Origin of the sequence: Hyphomonas sp. CY54-11-8, assembly GCF_000682735.1 — a bacterium.
GTDB lineage: Bacteria > Pseudomonadota > Alphaproteobacteria > Caulobacterales > Hyphomonadaceae > Hyphomonas.
In genome coordinates this window covers 168,787-191,994 of the sequence record NZ_AWFD01000002.1, presented here as the reverse complement: position 1 = coordinate 191,994, position 23,208 = coordinate 168,787, and the positions used below count along the sequence as shown (strand labels likewise).

Sequence of the window (23,208 nt, the reverse complement as noted above, 5' to 3'; positions counted from 1 at the left end):
CGACGCCGGGGACGAGCGATGTCCAGTTGGCGGCAAGGATGAAGATCAGGAGCGTCCCGATCAGCGGCCGGAAGCGGGCAGGGTCGCCTTCCACGGTCGCGCGGATCTCACTGTCGAGTGTGCTGACGATCAGTTCCAGCACGGCCTGTGCCCGGCCGGGCTTCAGCGTCAGGCGGCGGGTCATCAGGAAGGAGGCGATCGTGAGGACCGCCATGATGCCCCAGGTCACGACCACCGGCCACGTAATGGCGAGCGGGCCGAGCATGAAGGCCGTCTCGACATTGAATGGAGATGCGTTCATCGCCGGGCTCCCCTGATGACGATCATCCGGCCGGCCAGCACACCAGCCGCCCCGGCCAGCAGCACCAGCGCGCCAGCCTGCGCGAACAGCCACAGGATGCCGATCAGCAGCACGATCCGGGCAAGCTGCAGGCCGATGGCGGAGAGGCGGCCTGCGACAATCATTTCCGCAATCCGTTCGAGGCTGTAGAAATGCAGCCAGCCGATCCCGATCCCGGCCAATCCGGCCAGCAGGGCGAGTATGATTGTGCCCGCGTCCGGCATCATTGTTCCTCTATCCAGCGCCACGCCAGCACAAAGCCCAGGGCTGCACCGGCCATCAGCAGCGCGGCGGCCATGGTGATGCCCGTGTGCAGCCACTTGTCGAGCCAGTGCCCAATGAACAGCCCAGTCAGGATAGGGACAACGATGATCCATCCAAGTGCGCCGATAGTCGCGAACCGTCGGGCAAGAGACGGTTCGGGATCCGCTTTGCCAGCCTTGTCCAGCGCGTCCGCGCGGCGGGCGGCTTCTTCGGTGCGGTCGCTCTCTTCACTCATTTGTCGGCATCCGGCTGCAACCCCAGCGTGTCACCCCCGGCGGCGAGTTCATGCATCAGGCGGCGCACGGCGTGCGCATAGAGTTTCACACCCTGCGCCCGGGCCCGGCGGGATTCGTCCAGCGCCTCCTTCCGCGCGGCAGAGACGCGCGCCTGGAGGGAGGCGAGATCTTCGCTGACGATGGCCTCCCGGCAGGCGATCCGCACTTCGCTTCCGCCCGTCACGCTGAAGATGCCGCCCCTGAGGGCACAATAACGCCATGGCGCCTCCGCCGTGCGCCACCGCATGACGCCGGCATCGATCACGGTCAGGAAATCCGTGTGGCCCGGCCGGATGCCGAAATCCCCGCTCGCATCTTCTGCCCGCAAGGATATGACCGCATCTTCCTGCAGGATGATCTGCAGCGGTGTTGTGACGGTGAGTTTCAGCGTTTCCATCACGACGCCTTCTTCCGCCGCGCATTTTCGTTGGACCGGGCCTCGTCCAGAGACCCGATCATGTAGAGCGAGCTTTCCTCCCAGTCGTCGCATTCGCCGGACAGGATGGCGCGGCACCCGGCAATCGTGTCTTCCGTTGGAACGCTGCGGCCTTCCATTCCAGTAAAGGCGGCGGCCACGAAGAAGGGCTGTGTCAGGAAACGCTGCAGCCTGCGCGCACGGCCGACCAGCAGCTGTTCGTCGCGGCTGAGTTCCTCCACGCCAAGCAGGGCGATCACATCCCGCATCTCACTGTAATGCTCAATCAGTTTACGGACTTCCGTCGCCGTACGGACATGCTCCTCACCCACGATCAGTGGGTCGAGCAAGGTGGAAGTTGTTCGCAAAGGGTCAATCGCCGGATAGATGCCTTCCGCGGCGAGGTCGCGTGACAGCATGACCATGCTGTCCATATGGGTGCTGATCGCGGCAATGGCCGGGTCGGTGAAGTCATCCGCCGGAACATAGACGGCTTCGATTGCGGTCACGGCAGCGCGGCTGGAGGAGGTGATGCGTTCCTGCAGGTCTGCCACTTCCGTCGCCAGCGTCGGCTGGTATCCCACCCGGGACGGCATGCGCCCCAAGAGGCCGGAGACTTCGGCGCCCGCCTGAACGAAGCGGAAGACATTGTCCATCATCAGCAGGACATTGCGCTGGTCCTGGTCGCGCACATGTTCTGCAATCGTCATCGCGGTCAGCGGCACCCGCCAGCGCGCGCCCGGCGGCTCGTTCATCTGTCCATAGACGAGAATGGTGCGGTCCAGCACGCCGTAATTCGTCATGTCGTGAAGCATCTCATGTCCCTCGCGCGAGCGTTCCCCGACGCCTGCAAAGACGGACACGCCGTCATAGTCCTTCACCATTGCATGGATCAGTTCGGTGACCAGCACGGTCTTGCCGACCCCGGCGCCGCCGAACAGCGCCGCCTTGCCGCCCTGTGCGAGCGGGGCCAGAAGGTCGAGCACCTTGATGCCGGTTGAGAATAGCTTCACCTCTGCGCCTTGCCGGGAAAGCGGCGGAGCGGGCTGGTGGATGGATCGGCGCGGCGTGCCGCCCGGCAAGGGCGGGCCGCCATCCCCGATGTCGCCGACAACATTCAACAGCCGCCCCAGCACGTCGTCCCCGACCGGTACGGTGATGGGGGCGCCGGTCATCCGCGCGCTCATGAGCCGGGAGAGGCCCTGTGTTGGTTGCAGCGCGATGGCGCGGAAATGCTGGGTATCCAGGTGCGCCTGGACTTCGCAAACGACAGCAGACTTATCCGGATCAACGATCACGGCATCATTGATCGCCGGCAGCTCGCCTTCGCAGACAAAGTCTATCACCGGTCCTCGAACGGCTGTGACCCTTGCCACTTGGTCAGGCAATACACCCTCCCGCTTCCTGCTCAGGCCAGATGACACGGCAGAACATCTGACTTGGTCTGCGTCTGCGACACGAAGAATAGCAGGTCGAAGTTCTGCCGCAATGGGATAGTCAAAGCGCCGCAGGGTGAGGGGCAGATTGGGTTCGATCCACCCACAGTACGCCCGTTGTGCCTGCAGGTTACGCGCAAACAGGGGGCTTCAATTCCCGGCATAGGTGCCCAATCCAGCCTTCCCGGCATGACGGACCTCACCGATTTCTTCTCTCATGCCTGGCAAACGATCGGGCGCGCCATTGCGGAAGCGGGCCTGAAGGCCGGGCTACGCGAGGTGCCGGAGACGGTTTCGAAGACGGTGAAGCGCCGCTGCCTCGGTGAGCTGAAACGGCTCGGCACTCTGCTCCGCCGTCTGATCTTCCTGATGGCAATGCATGTGCAGCTCGCGCCGGTTAAGCCGCGCCTCGGCTCAAACTATTTTGAGAAGAGCGAAGGTGACGCGCAGAGCAAGTATACGTGCTCGCTCGTGCCGACGAAGGCTGGCAAAGCGCCGGACTTCCTGCATGGGCCCATCATCGTGCCAATGCGCGGGCCTGTGCTCGCCCCCCTGATTGATCGCTGGCAGGCCATGCTCGAAGCGCTTCAGGGCGCCGAGCGTCGGGCCAAATGCCTCGCCCGTACGCTGCAGCGCCAGAAGGCGGCAGGCGAGCCGAAACCCTACATCGTTCCCATTGCAAAGACCCACGCCATGCACCGCGCCGTGGCCCTCATCTCGGGTGGGCTCACCGTTCAGCTGATCGAAGCGTTGAAGGCATGGCCGGAGCCCGACACGAGCCGACCTCACCATCAACCAGGAACCTGCCGGAACGCCGAGGCGTTTCCCGGCGAACGTGCTGGCTCTATCGCCGCACGTCGAACTTGTCGGCTTTCCGGTCGCCCATCAGCATGCGCTGTTCCAGCCGGCGGCGCAGGGCCGCGTAATAGGCTTCGAGGAAGGCGATGTCGGTCTCGCCGGGCTGGGCGACCCACCCGATCTTGGTGCGGATTCGTTCGGCGACCTGCTGCTTGATATCGCCGGTCGACTGGCGCAGCACATCTTCCAGAACGTGGAGTTCGTGAATGCCATAGGCGTCTGCCTGTTCCGGCGTGAAGGCGAACATGTTTGTGCGCGGGGCGGTGACGGTGACCTGCGCAATGTCGCCCATCAGTTTCACTTTCGGCGCCTTGATCACCCAGGTGCCGGCGATCAGGTCACCGACGCGCAGCTTGTCCTTGTTGAAGACCGGGAAGAACAGGAACACGCCGGACCAGAGCAGGCCGAAGACGGCCATCCAGGCGCCCAGCTGGTCGCCGCCCATCAGCAGGAACTGGATCGGCAGGCCGACTTCGATTTCCCGCGTGAAATTACGGGCCAGCACCGCATTGGCCGTCAGCCGTCCACCATCGCGGGAAGCCACCCGAAGGCCCAGGGCGCGCTTGCCGGGCGTGGCGGCCTTCCGGCCGATCTCGAAGAAGATGTAATAGAAGTTGCGGATGAAGAAATAGAACACCAGCCAGAAGGCGAATGCGATGTTCACATTCTGGATGCCCATGGACGCAGCGCCATAGGAAAGGCCGAGCAAAGTGCCGATCACGATGGCCCACTGGATGGCCACATCCATCGCAAAGGCGCCGGCCCGCTCTGCTGCTGTGGCGAGCTTCAGGTGTAACTTTGCGCCTTCCGGGGTGACCAGTTCCCGTGTCATCTTGTTGAGGCGTTGTGCCTCCGCCATGCGCGCCCGGCGCCGGCGGGCGGCTTCGATTTCCATCTGCTTTACAGGTGTGGCTGCCTGGGCTGTCATGTGCCTGGCCTCTGCCGGGGAAGGTAGAAATAGAGCAGCCAGAACACCAGCGTCGTACCGGCGATGGCGTAGCGGATCGTATCGGAATTGATCAGTTGCCGTCCGAAGCTTTCCAGAATTGCGGCGATGATCAGCATGATCACGCAGCCCATCGCAATGGTCGCCGCTTTCTGTCCGGACTGCCTCGCAGATGTCAGGCGGGACATTCGCCCCGGGAATGCGACCGCGCCGCCGACGACGAAACCGCCTGCGCCTGCAAGCACGATGGCAAACAATTCCGTGACCCCATGGATCAGCAGCCAGCCGGTGAACTCATAGCCAAGGCCCTTGTCCCAGAAGACCGCATACATGGATCCCAGAATGATCCCGTTCCAGACAAGCAGCCACGCCGTCGGGATGCCGAACGCAAAACCGAGTGCAAAGGCAAAGAGCGCAATTTGCGCATTGTTGTTGAACAGGAAGCCGGCAAAGGCGGTCAGCCGGTCCTGTCCGATCTCGCCAGGTTCAGTGTAGATTGTGGAGCGCAGCTGTTCCACGGTCGCGTCCGGTGTGCGGATCTCGCCGAAGCTGTGGCCATGAATGGTCCAGTACCAGTCCATGTCCTGCAGGCAGAGGAAGAAGGCGAGCGCTGCGCCGCCGAACAGGAAGAGGGCCGCGAGAATTGTGGAGAGCACCGCCCCGCGCACGGCTTCCGGCCAGTCGGCGCGAATGAATTGCGCCATCCGCTCGCCAAGGGAGGTGCGTGCGCCGTAGACATAGAAATAGGCCCGCGTGCAGAGGCCTTCCAGATAGGTGATGACATTCTGGTCCAGCGAAATGGAGCGGGCGACCGAAAGGGACGAGACGGCTTGCCGATAGAGATGCGGCAGCGTCATCATGTCTTCATCCGACAGCGCTTTCACGCCGGAATTTTCGGCGCGGGTGAGGATCAGGTCCAGCTTGCGCCAGTCGGACTCCCGCTCTTCGCGGAAGCGGTAGGACTTCAGCATGTCGCTCAAAGCATGTCCCTCCTCTTGATCTCAAGGTACCGGGAGAGCAGGGCGCCGCCGAAGTGTTCCGGCCGGGTCTCGATGATCTGCACGCCCATCCGCTGCAGCCGCCGCAGAACGACATCGCGCTCGGACAGGAGATTGCCTGCGATCACGGCGCGGGAGACATCCTCGGTCGTTTCCGGCGGCGCATCCGCCATGGAGGAGAGCGCTTCGTCTTCGAAAGTTGCGAACAGGACCAGATGCCGGTCGGTCAGCCGGCGGACATTTTCCAGCATCAGCTCAGCGGAGATGGTGTCGACGAAGTCAGAGAAGATGATGATCAGGCTGCGCCGTTCCAGCTGGCTGGCCAGGGTGGAGAGTGCGAGTGTGTAGTTGGATTCCTCAGCCGAATAGTCGAGCCGGGCGGCAAGGCTCTGCATGCGCGGAAAACTCCGGGAACCGGACTGGAAACCGCTGGCAAGCCCGGGCTTCGCATCGAAGCCGAAATACATCGTCCGGTCGCCATTGCGCAGCGAGACATATGAGAGAAGGAGGCCCGCATTGATGGCCCGGTCGATCTTCGGCACGCCGCCCAGCGGTTCGCTCATCAGGCGGCCGGTATCGAAGGCGAAGACGATATTGTGGTTGCGCTCGGTGCGGAATTCCTTCGCTAGTAGGTGACGGTGGCGGGCGGAGTGTTTCCAGTCGATGGCCCGGCGGTCCATGCCGGCGGCGAACTCGCGCAGGGCGTCGAACTCGCTGCCGTCGCCGCGCTCGATCTGTGTCTTGATGCCGAATTCGGCGTCGCGGGAGAACAGGCGCACGGCCTCATCCTTCACCCAGCGGATATTGGGCGTGACGACGATTTCTGTACCAAGGTCGCGAATATGCCGCTTCTGGATGAGGCCCAGCGGTCCCTGCCAGCGGCACCAAAGGCGAAGCAGTTTCGCTGTGCCACGGCGAAGAGGTGTAAGCGTGAATTGGTAGCGGCGTTCATTCCCCTCCCAGCCGCGAAGGCCACGCGTGGGAACGTCTTCAAGCAGTTCGCTTGTCTCCAGTTGCACCTCCAGTCGTGCGGGGAGGCTGCCTCGTGTGAAGCGGAAGGTGACCGGAAGCGGATCGCTATCGCCGGCATAGAGAATGGGCGGAGCCTCGATATCGGTTTCGAAAGCGCGAAGCGCCGGTCCAATCATCGCATCGAGAACCATCAGACCGCCGATCAGCGCAATCCATCCTGCCGAAAGGGTCCAGAGGTCCGGACGCAGCAGGGCGATGCCGACCATCAGCGGCAGGCCGAGCAACATCAGGAAGATAGCGCGAGCGGTCGGGGAAATCACCGGGGCGCCGCCGTCTGTTCGATAATGGCCATCAGGGTTTCTTCCGTGGTGCGGCCTTCGATTTCTGCGGCAGGCGAGAGCAGGACGCGATGGCGCAGCGTCGGCAGGGCAAGCGATTTGACGTCATCTGGAATGACAAAGTCACGCCCATCGAGCGCTGCGCGGGCGCGGGCAGCGGTGGCGAGCGCAGCTGCGGCGCGGGGGCTGGCGCCGGTCTCCAGCGCAGGCGAGGTGCGTGTCGCGCGTACGATGTCGACAACATAGCCGATCACATCGTCCTGAATTTTTGTTGCGGACACGGAGGTGACAGCGGCGTCGAGTTCCTCGTGAGAAATAACGGGTTCAATCCCGAAGGCGGCGGGAGTTTTCATGCCGGTCCGGGTGCCGTGCTGGGCGACGATTGCGAATTCTTCCTCGCGGGAGGGGTAGTCGAGCGTATGCTTGAAAAGGAAACGGTCCAGCTGGGCCTCTGGCAGCGGGTAGGTGCCTTGCTGCTCGATCGGGTTTTGGGTCGCAATCACCATGAAGCGGTCATTCAGCTGATAGGCATCGCCATCGATGGTGACTTTCCGCTCCTGCATCGCTTCCAGCAGCGCGGCCTGGGTCTTCGGCGGGGTCCGGTTAATCTCGTCTGCAAGCAACAGATCGGTGAAGATCGGACCTTTGGTGAGCGTGAATTCGTTGGTCTGGAAGTTGAACAGGTTCGTGCCCAGAACATCTCCGGGCATGAGGTCCGGCGTGAACTGGATACGGCCGAACTCCAGAGAAATGGAGCGCGCGAAGCACTGCGCCAGAAGCGTCTTGGCCGTCCCGGGTGGCCCTTCCAGAAGGACATGGCCAGACGAGAACAGCGCCGTCAGGAGCAGGTCGACTGTCACGTCCTGGCCTATGACGGCTTTTCGGACTTCGCCGCGGATTCGTGTGGCCAGATCGCGGATGTCAGCTGGGGTCATTCATGGATCTCCTGAGAATATCGCGGCGCCAGCGCCAGAGGTCGCGGGCCTTGTGCATCAAGTCTTCCCGGTTGGCGGCGGGGCCGCGCAAACCGGCTTCAATCTGTGAAAAGGTCTTGCCGGAAACATCTTCCGGCCCAAGACGGTCGAACAATTCAGAAAGCTGCGCCTCGGTGAGCTTCCGCGGTGCGCCGATTTGTTTTGCAAGGCGGCGGCGGATGAGGGAAAGGTATCCTGGCGCCATTCGTGTTTCGCGGCGTGCCATGGACACCAGACCAGCCGAGTTATCCGCGAGTGCTTGCTTCCCCAGGGCAATCGCGCGGGTCTCGCGGGCTGGCGGGCCGAATCGGATCGTGGCTGCCCAGCCGAGCAAGAGCGCAGCGGCCAGGGCGACAAGTGTGACTCCCAGGAAGGGGATGTCGAACATCATCTGCAGCAGGTTTTCAGACCGTGTAAAACCATGCAGCGTCGCGTCAAAGATGATCGGCTCATCTTCGCTATAGCGCATCATGTTGATCATCTGCATCGCGAGACGGGCATTCTCACGTTCCGCCAAACCGAACGTGTTTATCAGGTCGGGGTCGGCAAGAATGTAGATATCCCGGCCGGGAAGCTGGGACAGGAGGGCACCTTCACCGGTGCGAATGATGGGCGTCAGCTTCTCTGACTGGAGCAGCTGGAGCTGCAGATCCGGTTTGATTGCCGTTTGTCCGAAAGGTGTCGCGATGCGGCCGGGCACATCAGTCCGTATGACTTCGGCCTCGATCCCCAATGCGTCAAGCACGCTGGCGATCGAGCTTTTGTTTGCAAGGTCGGTATCTTTCATGCGGGACGGATTGGTCCAGTCGACCATGCCTGACCATTTGGGCAGGACGATCAGCGTATCTGGTTGGAGCTCATACTCCTCCAGAGACTTGCCCATGCCGCGTGTGGAGAGCGTGAGGACCATCAGGCCGTAATGCCCATCTAGATTGCTTTTGAAGCGGGAGATCTCAACAGGGTAGCCCTGCGCTTCCAGTAGCTGGATGATGCCATTGTATCCGATGGCGGAGGTGGAGAAGGGGTGGTCCCCCGCCCGGTCGCGATCACGCAGTTCCGGCGACCAGCCGGCGAGCACCATAATGGCCCCGAAGGAGAAGACTGCCACCGCAATCAGGATGGCAACCGTGCGGGCCGCAAACGGTGCGGCAGAGGATTGCGAGGTCTCGGTCATGCCCAACCCTCACCGAACGCGAAGTCTTCATAGGAAGCACGCGCTTCCTGCCATCCTTCTGAATCCACAGGGCGTCCGCCGAAGAAGCTCCGCTCGACGATCCGGATGATCGGGCCGAGGCCGCTTTTCGCGCGTTCCGGCAAGTGTTGCAGACCGCCGATCTCTCGGGCTGTGAGCGATTTCGGCACGCCGCCTTCGAGGCGGGTCTGGATATCCTCGATGGAGCGGAAGAGGAGCAGGTGAACGGCCTCAGCGAACTTGCCGGCGCGTGCCAGCGCGTCGGCTTCTTCGAGCAGGCCGCGTGCCATGCCCGCATCGGGGCGCACGTCGATCAGGATATCGTCGCCCTCATCCACTCTGCCTTCTCCGCGCTTGCCAAAGCGGACGCGGATCGCTTCGCCGAACACGAAGTACAAAAAACCCAGCACAACCGCCGCAATGACGGCGTAGAACATGAATTGGAATAAAGGTGACAGATTGCCGAGCAAATCGCCCAGCCATTTCAGCCATTGCGGTGGAGGGTCTGGAGGGGCAATTGGCTCAGCTTCCCACTCCGGACGTTCCAGCTGCATGTCGCGGCGATTGAGATAGTCGGCATGGGCCCGGTCCAGGGCATCGAGGTCAGTCTGCGGCCGCCAGTCTTCAGCTTTGTAGGCGAATTCGTCGTCCAGCACAGGGTCGGCGTCAATGGATGGGGGCACGACGATCGGGCCGGCATGCGGTGCATTCGCATCGCCTGTTTCCTGTGCGTTTGCGGCGCTTGCGCAAATGGGTCCGGCGAGCAGGCAGGCGAGCGCAAGGGCAGTTCCTGTCCTCAACCTCAACCGCACCGGATACTCCTCTGCTGGCGGCGGGACCGCCTGCCTCGACCGACCGACTATTTCAGAGGTCGCAGCTGGCTTCAACGCCCTATTGCGAAGCCGGTCTGGCCAACCGATATAGCGCAGCCAAGGCAGAGATGAGGCAGACCATGGACAAGGCGGCGGTTTATCGCGACCTGAAAGCGGAAATTGAGAGCGTGGTTGCCGGGGAAACCTCGGTCACGGCTCGCTATGCGACCGCGAGCTGTATCCTGGCCCAGGCCTTCCGGCCGCGCTATTTCTGGACCGGATTCTATGTCGTCGATCCCCTGAAAGAGCGTGAGCTCGTGGTCGGTCCGTACCAGGGAACGCTTGGCTGCCTGCGGATACCTTTCGGCAAAGGCGTTTGCGGTCATGTGGCCGCGACGCAGGAGCCGATCATCGTGCCGGACGTGCATGCCTTCCCGGGACACATTGCATGTGATTCCGCGACAAATTCCGAGATCGTTGTGCCGGTATTCGACGCGGAGGGGCAGCTCGCAGCTGTATTGGATGTCGACTCGACTGAGCCGGATGCCTTTGATGAAATCGACCGCGATGGCCTGACGGCAATTTGCGAGATCCTACTCGTCGCCTGATTTCGGCACGGTCGTCATCAGGGTGGCTTCGTACGGTGCCTGTGGCGAGGTGGCCCGGGTGACCGCATCAATTCGGTCGATCAGGTGCTCTTCGAGAATATCCAGCTTGCGGGCGCGGACCCCGGCAACCGTCAGGATTTCATGATCCAGTACCTGCCACTCATCCGAGTTCAGCTCATAAGCCGGCCATTCCGGCAGGCCCGGACCATTGGGATCACCGTTGCGGGCAAAATTGGTCCAATAGGTCTGCATCGTTTCGGCCAGCTTCTCGTCCTTGTCGGACATGGGCAGCAGGGGGGAAGACGACCCAAAGACGAACGGGATTTCAGAACCGTGATAGGCGCCGATCGACTGGCCGCGAGTGGGCGTCGCGCGGGTGAAGAAATACATCCAGGTTGGATGCCCGGATATGGCGTTTGCCTTGCCGACAAAGCGCATGTGTACGCCGAACATGTCATCGCCGAGCATGTCGGCCGCGCCTTCGTCCCAGGTGGCCAGCTGGTCCATTCCGTAGAGTGCCTGGAGGGCCTTTGCCGGATTTTCACCGAAGACTTCAGCCAGATGCTGCTCGCGTTCTTCCAGGGAACCCGTAATGTTGTGGGTCAGAACAGTGGGGGACTGGAAGCCGTCGTAAAAAAGGCTGCCTTCATCGGCATTGTAGCCTGCGAGAATGGGAACTTTGGGGGCTTCGCCAGAACGGATCGTGGCGCCGATCGTATCCGGCAGGAGTTTTCCATCGACGTTCGGAACGAAGTAGCCGACGAGATCCACGCGCTGTTCCGCCCGAGTGACGATCGATGCGGCGGGGATGGAACGCAGTTCTGCAGCGGTTGCCGCCTTGCCGACGAAGGCGCTGAGGAATTCTTCGCCGACAGACTCCATGCTTCGCGATCCGGGCAGAGGGGCCTTGTCGAGATAGTTGGCGTTGTAGCTGCTCGTCCCGCTTTCGAGGATGGCTTTGTGATAGAGCCCGTCCGCCATGGGGGTTGCCATCAGCTCACTGATGGACTGGGCGCCGGCGCTTTCGCCAAAAATGGTGACATTGTCTGGGTCGCCCCCGAAAGAGCGGATGTTGTCCCGTACCCAGCGGAGGGCCGCGGCCTGATCCATCAGGCCGTAATTGCCAGACGTACCGGCTTCTTCGGTCAAGGCGGGGTGGGCCAGATAACCGAATGGGCCAAGCCGGTAATTGAATGTGACGAGCACAACGCCATTCTCGACCAGGGCATTGGCCTGGTAGATTTCCGAGGAGCCGGCTCCGGCCTGATGGCCGCCACCATGGATCCAGACCATGACCGGCAGCAGCGCTTCACCTCCGACATTAGAAGTCCGGACATTGATGAAGAGGCAGTCTTCGGCTTCGGCCGGGGCAGGCATGGCCGCCATATACTTCTTGGCAGCAAAACGCTTCCACCAGGGCAGCCCGGCACCATCAATAATGCCGTTGACGAAACCGTTCATGCCTTTTCGGGCTTGAAGGCATTCCGCGCCGTAGGTCCGCACGTCACGTGGCATCGCGCCCCATTGAGGTGGCGCACCGGGTGCCGCCCAGCGGCGCGCAGACGCATAGGGGATGCCGTTGTAGACCCGAATATCGGAATTGCCGGGATCAATGCCGCCGAGAACCAACCCTTGGTTAATCCGTAGAGGCTCAGCCAACGCCAGCGGTTTTGCCGGGGCGGTCAGTTGGAACCACCCCCATACACCTGCTGCGACCAGCAGAAAAAACAGAATGATACTAAGGCGTTTCATGCAATCTACCCGACCCCCGCATCGTGCAATCACTATACCAGACCAGATAGGGGTGTCACCGAGTTGTCCCTTTGTTTAACCATGAGAATCCAACCGCCGTGTTAACAAGGACACAAGATCGCCTCTCGGGCGAAAATACCGAGACGCAGGCTCGTGTTTCAGGGGTGCTGGCGTGGTCTGTGGGAAAAGGCGCAATGCGCGCCGTCGCGAATTTGGAAACGCGGAACCGCTTTTTTATATCATTGAAGTAATTGAATAAAATTCTCGATCCTCACGGGGTATCATCAAGATGATTATAAGCGGTCGCGCCAAAATCTCTTTTTCAGCGTTATGAATGATTGCGCTGCAGGACTTTGTGGCTCGACTGACCGAATAACAGGCGCAGATCCGCTGAGAACCAGGATTCCCGATAATCCCTCAAGCCACAGGCGAAACCGGGGGGGAGCGTGCAATTGTCAGGTGAGTTGAAGGACAGCCTTACAGGACCCCTTCGGCGCGGGCCGGGCGTGTTGTCAGCAATTCCTGGCACAACAGACCTGCCTCCCGATGACGTGCCATTGATTTGTAGTCAGGGTGATTGAGGGTTGCGATGAAGGCTTTGCGGTCCGGAAAGAACATCACCATGACGGCATCCCAGTCGCCATTGCCGATGAAGTAGCGTTCGACCTCGCCCATCAGCAGGCACCGGCCGCCGACTTCCGCTGCGGCTATGCCAAAGGCGTCGGCATAGCGTTGATAGGCGACGCTGCCGGGCTCGTCTTTTCCAGATTCCGGATCGTCTGGCTGGTATTCCGCCTTCACGCGGAACTTGAGGATATTCACCTGCGCAATGGGGCCGTCATGGGGGTCGTCACGAAACGCGCGGAACTGGTCTGCGGTGGGCTGGAAAGCGGGCATCCTTTGTCCTCCTGTTGCTATTTCTGGTGCGGGTGCAGCGCTGGGTGACGCGTCAGAAAGCGTTCGGCGTAAAAGAGGGCCGCTGCGTGCAAAGCGTGCTGAACTTCCAGGGCGCCATAGTTCAGGAAATCAGCATACGGCATTTCCAGAACTTCTATCTCCTCATTGGGGTCCAGTGATTGCGAACTGGTCATTTGGCAGCCCAGGGCGAGATAGTAGTGCAGCCGGTTATTCTGTGTCGCCGGGTTGGGGTAGCAGGTGCCAACATGGTGCAGTTCCCTGGCGGAGTAGCCAGTTTCTTCCTGTAATTCCCGGGCGCCGACGGCTGGCCAGTCCAGCTCCCCCGGATCGGAGACGCCACCGGGCAGGCCGAGCGTGAATACGCCTGCGGCATGCCGGTATTCCCGGATGAGAACGATATTGCCAGCATCGGTGAGTGGAATGACGGTGACCCAGTCTGTCAGCTCCGTCACATGATACGCCTCAACGATGTGTCCATCCTCACGGACACACCGGTCGGTCCGCAATCCCATGAAGCGGTCTCGCATGACCTGTTTTGAGGAAAGAATTGTCCAGGGCTTCATGTCATCTCACTACAGCCATGCGGGCCAGTTTGGCGACCAGAAGCAGCCAAGGTGCCGCATGGAAGCAAAGATCAAAAATGTCGACAGGCTTCTGAAGTGTTCCGCTAGCAAGCATTTTCAGTTTTTCCCAGATATGCGGTTCAGGGAGAAATGGCGCCAGGCCGAGGGTCAGGCATCCGAAGATCGCGAGACTGAGAGGCAGCTTGTCAAGAAACTCCATCATGGAAGACCTTGAGGTTCGTCCGTAGCGCTTTGGACGTTTTTCAGGTGCCGGTTCAGGAACTCCATTTCGGTCTTCATCTCATGAATTTGCAATGCTTCGCCTCGTATGCCGTGCCTCTGACCTGGATAGGTCATCAGTTCAAACATTTTCTTTTCCTGCTGCAAAACAGCCATCAGACGAGTCGAGTTGTCGAACGTGACGTTGTCGTCTGCCATGCCGTGGATCAGCAGGAGAGGGGTGTTCAGATTACCAGCGGAGGGCAGCACGTTGGAAGCGGCATATCCGCCCGGATTGCTTTCCGGTGTGCCCATGTAGCGCTCCGTGTAGAATGTATCGTAAAGGTTCCAGTCCGTAACGGGCGCGGAAGAAATTGCCGCCGCAAACGTACCTTCTGGGGCCTGCAGAATTGTCATCAGGGTCATGTAACCTCCGTATGATCCGCCCTTGATGGCAATCCGGTCGGCATCGACAAAGGGTTGCGCTTTCAGCCAGTCCACCCCGGCCAGTTGGTCCCGGACTTCAGGTCCGCCCGTGCGGCGATAGATGACATCTTCGAATTCTCTTCCGCGATTGTCACTGCCACGATTGTCGAGCCTGAATACAATATAACCCTGGCGGGCAAGGAACTGATCTGACAGTCTGCCCCAGCTGCGCGTGACTGTCTGTACATGTGGGCCGCCATAGACTTCGATGATCACTGGGTACTTCTGTGCAGGATCAAAGTTGGGCGGTTTCAGGATGGAATAATTGAGATCCTGTCCATCTTCGGCCTTCAGGGTTCCATATTCCGCTTCGGCGTGACCCGGCAGGAATGGCGTGTACGGATGGTTGTGATTGAGTGTATTTTCTTCGATCCAGCCGACACGTGTGCCGTCGATCCGGTAGAGTCCGGTTTGGGGCGGCTGGCTGGGGGATGAGGATGTGCCAATAAAGCTTTGCCCGTCAGGGCTGACCTTTATGTCCCAGAACTTGCCGGCTTCAGTGATGCGAGCAGGAGGTAAGGGCTTTTTGGTTTTTCCGATTGTGGTTCTGTATAAATGCCGCTCCAGAACTGTGTCAGCATAGCCGGTGTAATAGAGCGTATTTCCATCGGGCGAGACTGTTTCAAAGGCGTTCAGCACTTCGTCCGGTGGGGTGACAATGCTCGTGTCGCCATGCCCTTCAGGATCAATGGCGATCGCGTGGCGCATGCCGCCATCTTCCGTCGTCAGGAGAATGCGGCCGTCGGGGAGTTCGAAGAAATCCTTCGAGAGATTTACCCATTTGGCGTTTTGTTCCTTGTAAGGAGACCATATTCGCCAGGGTGAAGAGTCCGTTCGGTTGTAGCGGATTTCTGTTTGCTCTCTATTGACGGTGAGGAACCAGAGACTGGTGCTCGTCCAATAAACGCGAGCGAGATAGGAGTTCGGCCCGGTTTCAAAAATGCGGTCTGTGCGGCCTTTCTTCAGGTCGTGTACGTATAGAGCGATATCGGCGTTTGGTCTTCCGGCGCGAGGATAACGTTGCTCTATGACAGTTACCTTGTCTGCCTCGATGTCGAAGCGGGGAATAATATCGACCCCGCTTTCATCCACTTCCGTATAGGCGACATAGCGTTCGTCCGGGCTCCACCAATATCCCGTGAAACGCTTCATTTCTTCCTGTGCCACGAACTCGGCGACGCCATAGCTGACACCTTTGTCCGGAGCGGCGTCCGGTGTCAGCTGGATTTCTTTTCCTGTGTCGAGCACTACAGCATATACGGCGCCGTCCCTGACAAAGCTGACATAAGTCCCCCGTGGAGAAATGCGGGCGTCATATTCAAATGCTTCGGTGTGAGTCAGCTGTCTCGCGACCGGTCCATCTTCTGACAGAGTGATGAGGTGCAGGTCCCCGCCAAGCGGCACGAGAATCGTATCGGCGGAGCCCCAGCTATAGTCAGTAATTCCAACCGTACCTGAAATTCGCATCCGTTCCCGCAGGGCTTTTTCCTCTTCTGACAGGTTCACAGTTTTGGGCTCGAGAAGTCTTGAGTCGACCAGCATGCTCTGCGTGCCGGTCGAGACGTCATATTGCCAGAGGTCGAACCGGTTCTGTTCGTCAGCACGCGATTTGAGGAACGTCACGCGTGTTCCGTCGGGGGAGTATTTCACCATGCGGGCTGTGGGGCCGGATAGGGAAGGTGACGCATAAAGGCGTTCAAGCGGCAGAGTGTCTGGCGCGTTGGTCAATATTTCGGTCTCCACGGTATTTTTCGGTGTCTGGGCCATCGAGGCGGCGGCAAAAATGATGGCAGCCGCGAGCACAGTAAACAGGGTATGAATGGCGGGTTTCATGCTTCTGAAACTAGCCGTGCCAGCTGGCATTTGTCATCCATTCCAGCTGGTGAAACAGGCCGTTTGCATTTTTTTCTACACTGACTGCTTTCGCCCCCTAGCCAAGACAAGGCCTCACAATAAAGTGAGTTCCATGATGAATGGGGTGGGATTGTTTCAGGAAGCAATTACCCTGGTCGCTTCGGACCGAGGTGGCAACGCACTTCTTCGTGGCGCTGACATGATGCGCCGTGCCGCCGATGCCGGCCATATTGCTGCAGCCAACAATTATGGTGCGATGCTTCACGCAGGACGCGTGGTGCGGCAGGATCTGGTTGCTGCACGAGCCTATTACCATCAGGCGGCGAGCGCAGGTCACCCTACAGGACTGTTTAATCTGGGATTTATGTGCTTTCACGGTCTCGGGGGAGCGGCAGACCACCGCCGTGCCCGGTTCCTGTTTCTGCGGGCCGCGCAGCAGGATGAAACGGACGCCATCACCTATCTCGGACTGATGTTGATGTCCGGACAAGGCGGGGAGGCCGATCCGGCCGCTGCGCGCAATTGGTGGAGCCGGGGGGCGGCCCTCGGTAACAGCCGTTGCGCTTTCAATCTCGGTATTGCCCATGCGGGTGGCCATGGAAGTCCGCAGGATCTGGTGAAAGCCTGGCGTTGGTTCCGGCAATCCGAGCGGCTTGGGAATACTCAAGCCGCCAAGGAGCTTCGTCGTCTTGAGCTTGCCATGAGCGCAGAAGAACAGGACCGCGCTTTTCGAAGGGCGGGCTGATCGGAAGCGGAGCCGGATAGAATGGCCTTTTTCCTCATGAAGCTTATTCCACCGCGCCGGAGTTTCCCCGCGGATGCCAGCGCGCCTGAACTGGAGGCGATGGAACGGCATTCCGACTATATCCGGCACCTGATCGACACCGGGGTCGTGTTTGCGGCCGGACCGGTGATGGACCCTGAAGGGACATGGGGTGTGGCGATTGCGGAGGCCGATGATGAAGTGGATGCGCGACGCCTTTGTGCCGACGACCCTGTCATCCGTGCCGGTCTCGGCTTCCGGTGGGATCTCTTGCCCATGGCGTCGCTGTTGGCTCCAGTTGGGTGACCGCGGGCACCTGCGCGCTTGATTTTATGGGGCGAGTGCGTAACTCAGCGGCGACATAACTTCCCCAAACAGGATTCTTCCGCCATGGCCGGACCTCAATACGTTTACCACATGCAGGGCCTCACCAAGGTCTACCCGGGTGGCAAGAAGGTGTTTGAAAACATTCACCTGTCTTTCCTTCCCGACGCCAAGATCGGTGTGGTCGGCGTAAACGGTTCCGGTAAATCGACTCTGCTTCGCATCATGGCGGGGCAGGACAAGGAGTTCATTGGCGAAGCCTGGTCTGCAGACGGCGTGAAAGTCGGCTACTTGCCCCAGGAGCCGAAGCTTGATGAGAGCAAGACGGTGTTCGAGAACATCGCTGCGGCATGCCCTGAAAAGCAGATGCTGGACCAGTTCAACGAGATCTCCGGCAAGCTCGGCGAAGACTATTCCGATGAGCTGATGGAGCAGATGACGGAGCTCCAGGAGAAGATCGACGCTGCAGATGCTTGGGATATCGACTCCAAGATCCAGATGGCTATGGAAGCTCTCCGCTGCCCGGATGACGACGCGGACGTGACCAAGCTGTCCGGCGGTGAAATCCGCCGGGTCGCAATTTGCGCCCTGCTTCTGTCGAAGCCCGACATGATCCTGATGGACGAACCGACCAACCACCTCGATGCCGAAACGGTCGCCTGGCTCCAGAACTACCTGATCAATTTTCCGGGCTGCGTGATCCTTGTAACTCACGACCGTTACTTCCTGGACGACATTACGACCTGGATTCTCGAGCTCGACCGGGGCCGCGGCATTCCCTACCAGGGTAACTATTCCGACTGGCTGGAACAGAAAGCCAAACGGATGGAGCAGGAGGCCCGCGAAGAGCGTGGCAAGCAACGCTCCCTCGCGAAGGAACTCGAATGGGTCCGTTCCAGTCCGAAAGCGCGTCAGGCCAAATCCAAGGCGCGTATCCAGTCCTATGAGCAGAAGGCCGCCGAGGCCGAACGCGAAAAGGTTTCCACGGCTCAGATCCGCATTCCACCCGGTCCGCGCCTCGGCAACGTGGTGCTGGAGGCTGAAGGCCTGCGCAAAGGCTTCGGCAATAACCTCCTGATTGAAGACCTCGACTTCAAACTGCCGCCCGGCGGTATCGTCGGCGTCATCGGTCCGAACGGTGCCGGTAAGTCGACCCTGTTCAAGATGATCCTCGGCCAGGAAGAGCCGGATGCCGGTACGCTGCGTGTCGGCGATACGGTGAAATTTGGCTATGTCGACCAGAGCCGCAACAAGCTCGACGACGGCAAGAATGTCTGGGAAGAGATCTCAGGCGGTACGGATGTGATCGATCTTGGCGGTGTGGAAGTAAACTCGCGCGCCTATGTCGGTGCCTTCAACTTCAAGGGCTCGGATCAGCAGAAGAAGGTCGGTCTGCTGTCCGGTGGTGAACGTAACCGTGTGCACCTCGCCAAGATGCTGAAGGAAAGCTCCAACGTCCTTCTGCTCGACGAACCGACCAACGATCTCGATGTGGAAACGCTGCAGGCGCTGGAAGAAGGCCTTGATGCCTTCCCTGGCTGCGCCGTGATCATCAGCCACGACCGCTGGTTCCTTGACCGCATGGCCACTCACATTCTCGCTTTCGAGGGCGATAGCCACGTCGAATGGTTCGAAGGTGATTTTTCCTCCTATCTGGAAGACAAGAAGCGTCGTCTTGGTGAGGATGCGGTGAACCCGAAGCGTCTGAAATTCAAGAAATTCGCGCGCTAGGCGAACTTTTTCAGCTCCCGGCACTGTCCTTTACGCAATTCGGTGCGAATCTTGCGTAAGGACGGGCGTCAGGGAGCCCGATATGACGACAAGTGCTGCACCGAAGTTTTCGGTGGTGATCACGAACTACAATTACGCCAACTTCATTACGAGGGCGATCGACAGCGTCCTGTCACAGGACGTGGAGATTGAGCTGGTCGTGGTTGACGATTGTTCCACCGACAATTCGCGCGAAGTCATTCAGTCATTTGGTGATCGCGTTATCCCGGTGTTCCTGGCGGAAAATGTCGGGCAGGGGGGCGGCTTTAATGCCGGGCTTGAAATTGCAACCGGCGATCTCGTCCAGTTCCTGGACGCCGACGATTTCCTGTTGCCTGGGGCGGCGAACCGGATCCTGGCTAACTATGATCCCAAGGTTGCCATGTACCTCTATCGGATGCGCTATGCGGATCTTGAGGACAATTTGGGCGACTTCTACCCGCCGCTTCAGGTGCCGTTTGCAAATGGAGATGTGTCAGCCAGGCTCCGCGACATTGGAAGTTATTCCGGCACGATCACGTCCGGTATGGTTTTCGCTCGTTGGGCATTGCAGCGGATTGTGCCGGTCAATTCAGAGGCATTCGCCTATGGCGGAGACGGGTACCTGACGGCCGCGGTTCCATTGTATGGCCCGGTCCGCGGTCTGGACGAAGCAATTTGTGGTTATCGCCTTCATCCCTCCCAGCACACGCAGTTTGCAAAAAACTACGCCAAGCGAGGTCGGTGGCGGATTGAGCATCATCAGGCGCGTCATGATGTGATCCGCAGTCATTCTGCCCGGCTTGGTCTCAAGGTGGCGGAAGACATCGGCGAACGGGATGCGGATCACCTGCAAGAGCGGCTCATCTCAATCGTCTTTGATCCCGGCGCCCACCCGGTCAAATCGGACACCCGGAAGAATCTGCTGCAGAAGCTGCGCCGAGCAAACCGTCTTGAGTATGGCAGCAAAGCTTTGCCGAAGAATGCCTGGTGGATCCTGATGGGTATTCTGCCGAATGGAGCCGCGCGAACCCTGCTTTCCTGGAAAATTGACGTGGCGGCTCGACCGGTCTGGATGAACAATCTCGGCCGCACGCTTCGAAAGCGGCTGGGCATCGTAACCAACTAGTTCCGCACGATTGCCCTTGTTCTCTGTGGCCTGTCGGCTAGGCTCTCTATCCAGATGTAGAGGGTAATGGGCATGAGAATTCTCGTGACAGCTTCGTTGTTGGCTCTGGTCCTGGCTGGATGCGGGGGGCGGCCTGAACCCGCTCCTCAGGAGGAGATTGCGGTGATGCCATCCTATGAGGCCACAGGCATTGTCGCACAAACTCTACCTGAACTGGTGGAGAGCCTCGCTGCCGGAGAGGTGACATCGGAAGAACTCACCCAAGCCTACCTCGACCGTATTACAAAACTCGATCGCGAAGGACCTCGCCTGCAGAGCATCATTTCGCTCAATCCGAATGCCTTGCCTCTGGCGCGAGCCAGTGACCAGCGCCGCGCGAATGGCGATACGCTTGGGCCTATGGACGGTGTGCCAGTTCTTCTGAAGGACAATATCGAAAGCCTCGATCCCATGCCGACAACTGCCGGGTCGCTGGCGTTGAAAGACAATATCACGGGCCGTGACAGCCCTTTGGTTGCCGGGCTCAGGTCGCAGGGCGCGATCATTCTCGGCAAAACCAATCTCAGCCAATGGGCCAATTTTCGCGATAACGACTCCATGAGTGGTTGGTCTTCTGTGGGCGGACAGGTTCGCAATCCGCATATGCTGGACCGGAATCCTTGTGGATCCAGTTCCGGATCCGGCGTGGCGGTCGCCGCGTCACTTGCTGCTGGCGCCGTCGGCACCGAAACCAATGGCTCGATTATCTGCCCGTCCAATGTCAATGGCATTGTGGGTTTCAAGCCCACCGTTGGCCTGATTTCCCAGGAAGGCATTGTGCCGATCTCTCCTTCGCAGGACACAGCGGGTCCGATGACGCGAACAGTACGCGGTGCGGCCCTGATGATGAACGCCATGGATCCGGGCGATGAGGACTATACGCTCAGCTTGTCACCCGATGCGCTTAAAGGCATGCGGATTGGTGTGTTGCGATTTGCAGAAGGGTCCAACAAGGACATCAAGGAGCACTTCGACGCTGCATTGGCTGTGATGGAAGCGCAAGGCGCCACCCTTGTCGATATTGAAGCGTTTGAGCCGGCGGCAGAAAATTTCCGGGACAGCACGCTCCCGCTACTCGAATACGAATTCAAGGACAGCCTGAACGCGTATCTCGCGACCACCCCGGAAACGGTAACCACCCGGACGCTTCGGGAATTGATTGCGTTCAATGACATCCATGCGGACGAAGAGATGCCGCTGTTCGGTCAGAGTCTGTTTGAGGAATCTGAAGCACGTGGACCACTGACAGATCCCGAATATCTGGGTGCGAAGGCGGCCGTCAGGTTTTCAACGCGGGAGCAGGGGATTGATCGCCTGCTCGCCGAATATGACGTGAACCTGCTTGTGTCTCCATCTGGCCCCGTCGCGCCTCGCATTGATCCGGTCAATGGCGACGTCTGGCCGGCATGGGCTGGCGCGGGTTCCATAGCGGCGCAGGCGGGCTATCCGCATCTAACGGTGCCGATGGGCGATGTGCATGGCATTCCGATCGGTGTGTCGTTTATCGGGTCCGCTGGTGATGATGCCGCAATCATTGCGTACGGCTATGCCTACGAACAGGCGAGCCTGTTGCGGCCAGATCCGCACTATCTGGAAAGCGCAGAAGACCGGCTTGAGATCTCTGCGGCGATGACGAAATAATCAGTTCTGATAGGTGGGGGACGGCTGCAAGGCGGAAAGCACTGCAGCATCCCTGCCATAAATGTCTTTCAGGTAAGTCACATCCCCGCAGGCATTGCTGACCGTCGTCATGTAGACGACGTAGACGGGAACCACACTCTTCAGATCTACGCGTGTTTCATCGCCTGAGGCGACAACCGTTTCTATGGTCATCCGGTCCCAGCCGGGTGTTTCCTTCAAAATCCACGCAGCTAGGTCCAGGGGATTCTGGACGCGCACGCACCCTGAAGAGAAGATGCGTTCATCGGAGTCGAACAAACTCTTGTCGTTGGTGTCGTGCAGATAAACATTGTGCGAATTGGGAAACATGATCTTGACCTGTCCCAACGCATTCTGTGGGCCGGGCGCCTGACGCAAGCGATAAGGGAAGGTTTCCGCCGAGACCGCATTCCAGTCGATGGTTGCAGGATCAACCTTGCGGCCCTGACGGTCCAGCACCTGATATCCCAGCCGGGTAATCGCACCCGGGTCCTGCCGGAACTGAGTCAGTTTGTCCTTGCGGGCGATACTGTCCGGAATCTCCCACCACGGATTAAACACGATATATTCGATCTCATCGGAGAAGATCGGTGTCTGCCGCTGCGCCTTGCCAAAAATGGCCGCATAGCTGGATGTGGGCGTTTCCTGTTCAAATGTCGTGACATCAAAACTGGCAATATTTGCAAGCACTGACCGCTCTCCGAGGTCATGCGGCAGCCATCGCCAACGCTCCAGGTTTACGCGCAGCTGATTTATTTGGGTCAGGAGTCGGGACTTGGCCGCGGGATCGGTTGCTGCTTCCATTGCTGCTTGCTGACGAGACAGTTCTCGTCGGAGCGCCAGATAGGAGGGATGTTGTGGTGCGAGCGTGCTGAGCGCAGTGGCCAGCTCTTCTGCGCCATTGTTTTTTATGGTGGCATACATGTTGACTTCGGCAACATCTGGCACGGTTCGGGGCTGTAGTGTTTCCTGGTTCAGATATCCACGAGCCAGATGCGTGGCGGCGAGTTGCCACGCTTTGCCAAGGGCAGAGTTTCGCGCTTCGCCAGACAAGGCTTCAATGTTTTCAAGCTCATATGCCTCAACCGGTAGGCCGTGCTCGGACATTCTCTGGAGTGCATCGATCAGGATCTCCGTTCGAGTAGTCTGGCTATGGTCTTGCTCGTCTGCAATGGGTGGCGGAACCACTGCGCCTTGCGGTGGCTTCGGAGCCGGTGGTGGTGTGGTTGCAGGCACCTGTGTGCAACTGGCTAAACAAATAGCAATGGCCGCCAATAGCGTGGCCATTGGCCCGGGCCGCAGAATTTCCATATTTTTCGCTCCGC

Annotated in this window: 24 protein-coding genes; 6 read left to right on the top strand and 18 right to left on the bottom strand. The window is 59.6% G+C overall.

What is annotated here, in order from left to right; genetic code table 11:
• From HY17_RS04390 to HY17_RS19190, 12 genes are all read right to left on the bottom strand, one after another.
• A partial coding sequence (locus HY17_RS04390) for a F0F1 ATP synthase subunit A (RefSeq protein ID WP_034763059.1) occupies positions 1-301 on the bottom strand: 301 nt, incomplete at its 3' end.
• Complete coding sequence (locus HY17_RS04385) at positions 298-567, bottom strand: hypothetical protein (protein WP_139068806.1); 270 nt, start codon at positions 565-567, stop codon at positions 298-300. The genes HY17_RS04385 and HY17_RS04390, both read right to left, overlap by 4 nt.
• Positions 564-839: an AtpZ/AtpI family protein gene (locus HY17_RS04380; RefSeq protein ID WP_034763054.1), complete on the bottom strand. Its 276-nt coding sequence runs from the start codon at positions 837-839 to the stop codon at positions 564-566. The genes HY17_RS04385 and HY17_RS04380 overlap by 4 nt, the downstream gene beginning before the upstream one ends.
• The gene (locus HY17_RS04375) at positions 836-1,276 is read right to left on the bottom strand and encodes a F0F1 ATP synthase subunit epsilon (protein WP_034763051.1); all 441 of its coding nucleotides are present in this window, start codon (positions 1,274-1,276) and stop codon (positions 836-838) included. Before HY17_RS04375 ends, HY17_RS04380 begins: the two co-directional genes overlap by 4 nt.
• Positions 1,276-2,682 (bottom strand): F0F1 ATP synthase subunit beta, encoded by a 1,407-nt coding sequence (gene atpD / locus HY17_RS04370; protein ID WP_034763048.1) that lies wholly within the window; start codon positions 2,680-2,682, stop codon positions 1,276-1,278. The genes HY17_RS04375 and atpD overlap by 1 nt, the downstream gene beginning before the upstream one ends.
• 462 nt (positions 2,683-3,144) lie before the next feature.
• Positions 3,145-3,522, bottom strand: coding sequence for a hypothetical protein (locus tag HY17_RS04365; protein WP_034763045.1), 378 nt, complete (start codon positions 3,520-3,522; stop codon positions 3,145-3,147).
• A gap of 52 nt (positions 3,523-3,574) precedes the next feature.
• A complete protein-coding gene (locus tag HY17_RS04360) occupies positions 3,575-4,516 on the bottom strand; it encodes an RDD family protein (protein WP_233348634.1) in 942 nt (313 codons plus the stop codon).
• Positions 4,513-5,505 (bottom strand): stage II sporulation protein M, encoded by a 993-nt coding sequence (locus HY17_RS04355; RefSeq protein ID WP_034763042.1) that lies wholly within the window; start codon positions 5,503-5,505, stop codon positions 4,513-4,515. The genes HY17_RS04360 and HY17_RS04355 overlap by 4 nt, the downstream gene beginning before the upstream one ends.
• A gap of 5 nt (positions 5,506-5,510) precedes the next feature.
• Complete coding sequence (locus HY17_RS04350) at positions 5,511-6,824, bottom strand: DUF58 domain-containing protein (RefSeq protein ID WP_034763040.1); 1,314 nt, start codon at positions 6,822-6,824, stop codon at positions 5,511-5,513.
• Positions 6,821-7,777: a MoxR family ATPase gene (locus HY17_RS04345; protein ID WP_034763038.1), complete on the bottom strand. Its 957-nt coding sequence runs from the start codon at positions 7,775-7,777 to the stop codon at positions 6,821-6,823. The genes HY17_RS04350 and HY17_RS04345 overlap by 4 nt, the downstream gene beginning before the upstream one ends.
• A complete protein-coding gene (locus HY17_RS19195) occupies positions 7,764-8,990 on the bottom strand; it encodes a DUF4350 domain-containing protein (RefSeq protein WP_051599688.1) in 1,227 nt (408 codons plus the stop codon). The genes HY17_RS04345 and HY17_RS19195 overlap by 14 nt, the downstream gene beginning before the upstream one ends.
• Complete coding sequence (locus HY17_RS19190; RefSeq protein WP_155843522.1) at positions 8,987-9,814, bottom strand: hypothetical protein; 828 nt, start codon at positions 9,812-9,814, stop codon at positions 8,987-8,989. The genes HY17_RS19195 and HY17_RS19190 overlap by 4 nt, the downstream gene beginning before the upstream one ends.
• A 146-nt stretch (positions 9,815-9,960) precedes the next feature.
• Between HY17_RS19190 and HY17_RS04330 the strand changes: the two genes are divergently transcribed.
• Positions 9,961-10,428, top strand: a complete 468-nt coding sequence (locus HY17_RS04330) for a GAF domain-containing protein (protein WP_034763037.1) — start codon at positions 9,961-9,963, stop codon at positions 10,426-10,428.
• On the opposite strand, the gene HY17_RS04325 is transcribed toward HY17_RS04330, so the two are convergent.
• From HY17_RS04325 to HY17_RS04305, 5 genes are all read right to left on the bottom strand, one after another.
• The gene (locus HY17_RS04325) at positions 10,414-12,180 is read right to left on the bottom strand and encodes a carboxylesterase family protein (RefSeq protein WP_081812971.1); all 1,767 of its coding nucleotides are present in this window, start codon (positions 12,178-12,180) and stop codon (positions 10,414-10,416) included. The two genes, HY17_RS04330 and HY17_RS04325, sit on opposite strands and share 15 nt — an antisense overlap.
• A 477-nt stretch (positions 12,181-12,657) precedes the next feature.
• On the bottom strand, positions 12,658-13,077 hold the full coding sequence (locus HY17_RS04320) for a DUF1330 domain-containing protein (RefSeq protein ID WP_034763031.1): 420 nt from the start codon (positions 13,075-13,077) through the stop codon (positions 12,658-12,660).
• A 17-nt stretch (positions 13,078-13,094) separates the two neighbouring features.
• Positions 13,095-13,661, bottom strand: coding sequence for an NUDIX hydrolase (locus HY17_RS04315; RefSeq protein WP_051599686.1), 567 nt, complete (start codon positions 13,659-13,661; stop codon positions 13,095-13,097).
• Position 13,662: 1 nt separating this feature from the next.
• The gene (locus HY17_RS04310) at positions 13,663-13,884 is read right to left on the bottom strand and encodes a hypothetical protein (protein WP_233348632.1); all 222 of its coding nucleotides are present in this window, start codon (positions 13,882-13,884) and stop codon (positions 13,663-13,665) included.
• Positions 13,881-16,199, bottom strand: coding sequence for a S9 family peptidase (locus HY17_RS04305; RefSeq protein ID WP_233348630.1), 2,319 nt, complete (start codon positions 16,197-16,199; stop codon positions 13,881-13,883). Before HY17_RS04305 ends, HY17_RS04310 begins: the two co-directional genes overlap by 4 nt.
• Here HY17_RS04305 and HY17_RS19185 point away from each other — a divergent pair.
• The 5 genes from HY17_RS19185 to HY17_RS04280 all read left to right on the top strand — a co-directional run bounded on the left by HY17_RS19185 (position 16,186) and on the right by HY17_RS04280 (position 21,865).
• On the top strand, positions 16,186-16,965 hold the full coding sequence (locus HY17_RS19185; protein ID WP_081812970.1) for a tetratricopeptide repeat protein: 780 nt from the start codon (positions 16,186-16,188) through the stop codon (positions 16,963-16,965). The two genes, HY17_RS04305 and HY17_RS19185, sit on opposite strands and share 14 nt — an antisense overlap.
• 21 nt (positions 16,966-16,986) lie before the next feature.
• Entirely contained in the window at positions 16,987-17,289 is a 303-nt protein-coding gene (locus tag HY17_RS04295; protein WP_034763028.1) for a YciI family protein, read from the top strand.
• Positions 17,290-17,373: 84 nt separating this feature from the next.
• A complete protein-coding gene (gene ettA, locus HY17_RS04290; RefSeq protein WP_034763025.1) occupies positions 17,374-19,038 on the top strand; it encodes an energy-dependent translational throttle protein EttA in 1,665 nt (554 codons plus the stop codon).
• 82 nt (positions 19,039-19,120) lie between these two features.
• Positions 19,121-20,185, top strand: coding sequence for a glycosyltransferase family 2 protein (locus HY17_RS04285; RefSeq protein ID WP_034763020.1), 1,065 nt, complete (start codon positions 19,121-19,123; stop codon positions 20,183-20,185).
• A 165-nt stretch (positions 20,186-20,350) separates the two neighbouring features.
• The gene (locus HY17_RS04280) at positions 20,351-21,865 is read left to right on the top strand and encodes an amidase (protein ID WP_233348628.1); all 1,515 of its coding nucleotides are present in this window, start codon (positions 20,351-20,353) and stop codon (positions 21,863-21,865) included.
• On the opposite strand, the gene HY17_RS04275 is transcribed toward HY17_RS04280, so the two are convergent.
• Positions 21,866-23,194, bottom strand: coding sequence for a murein L,D-transpeptidase (locus HY17_RS04275; RefSeq protein WP_081812969.1), 1,329 nt, complete (start codon positions 23,192-23,194; stop codon positions 21,866-21,868). It lies immediately after the preceding gene.
• Positions 23,195-23,208: the final 14 nt, after the last annotated feature.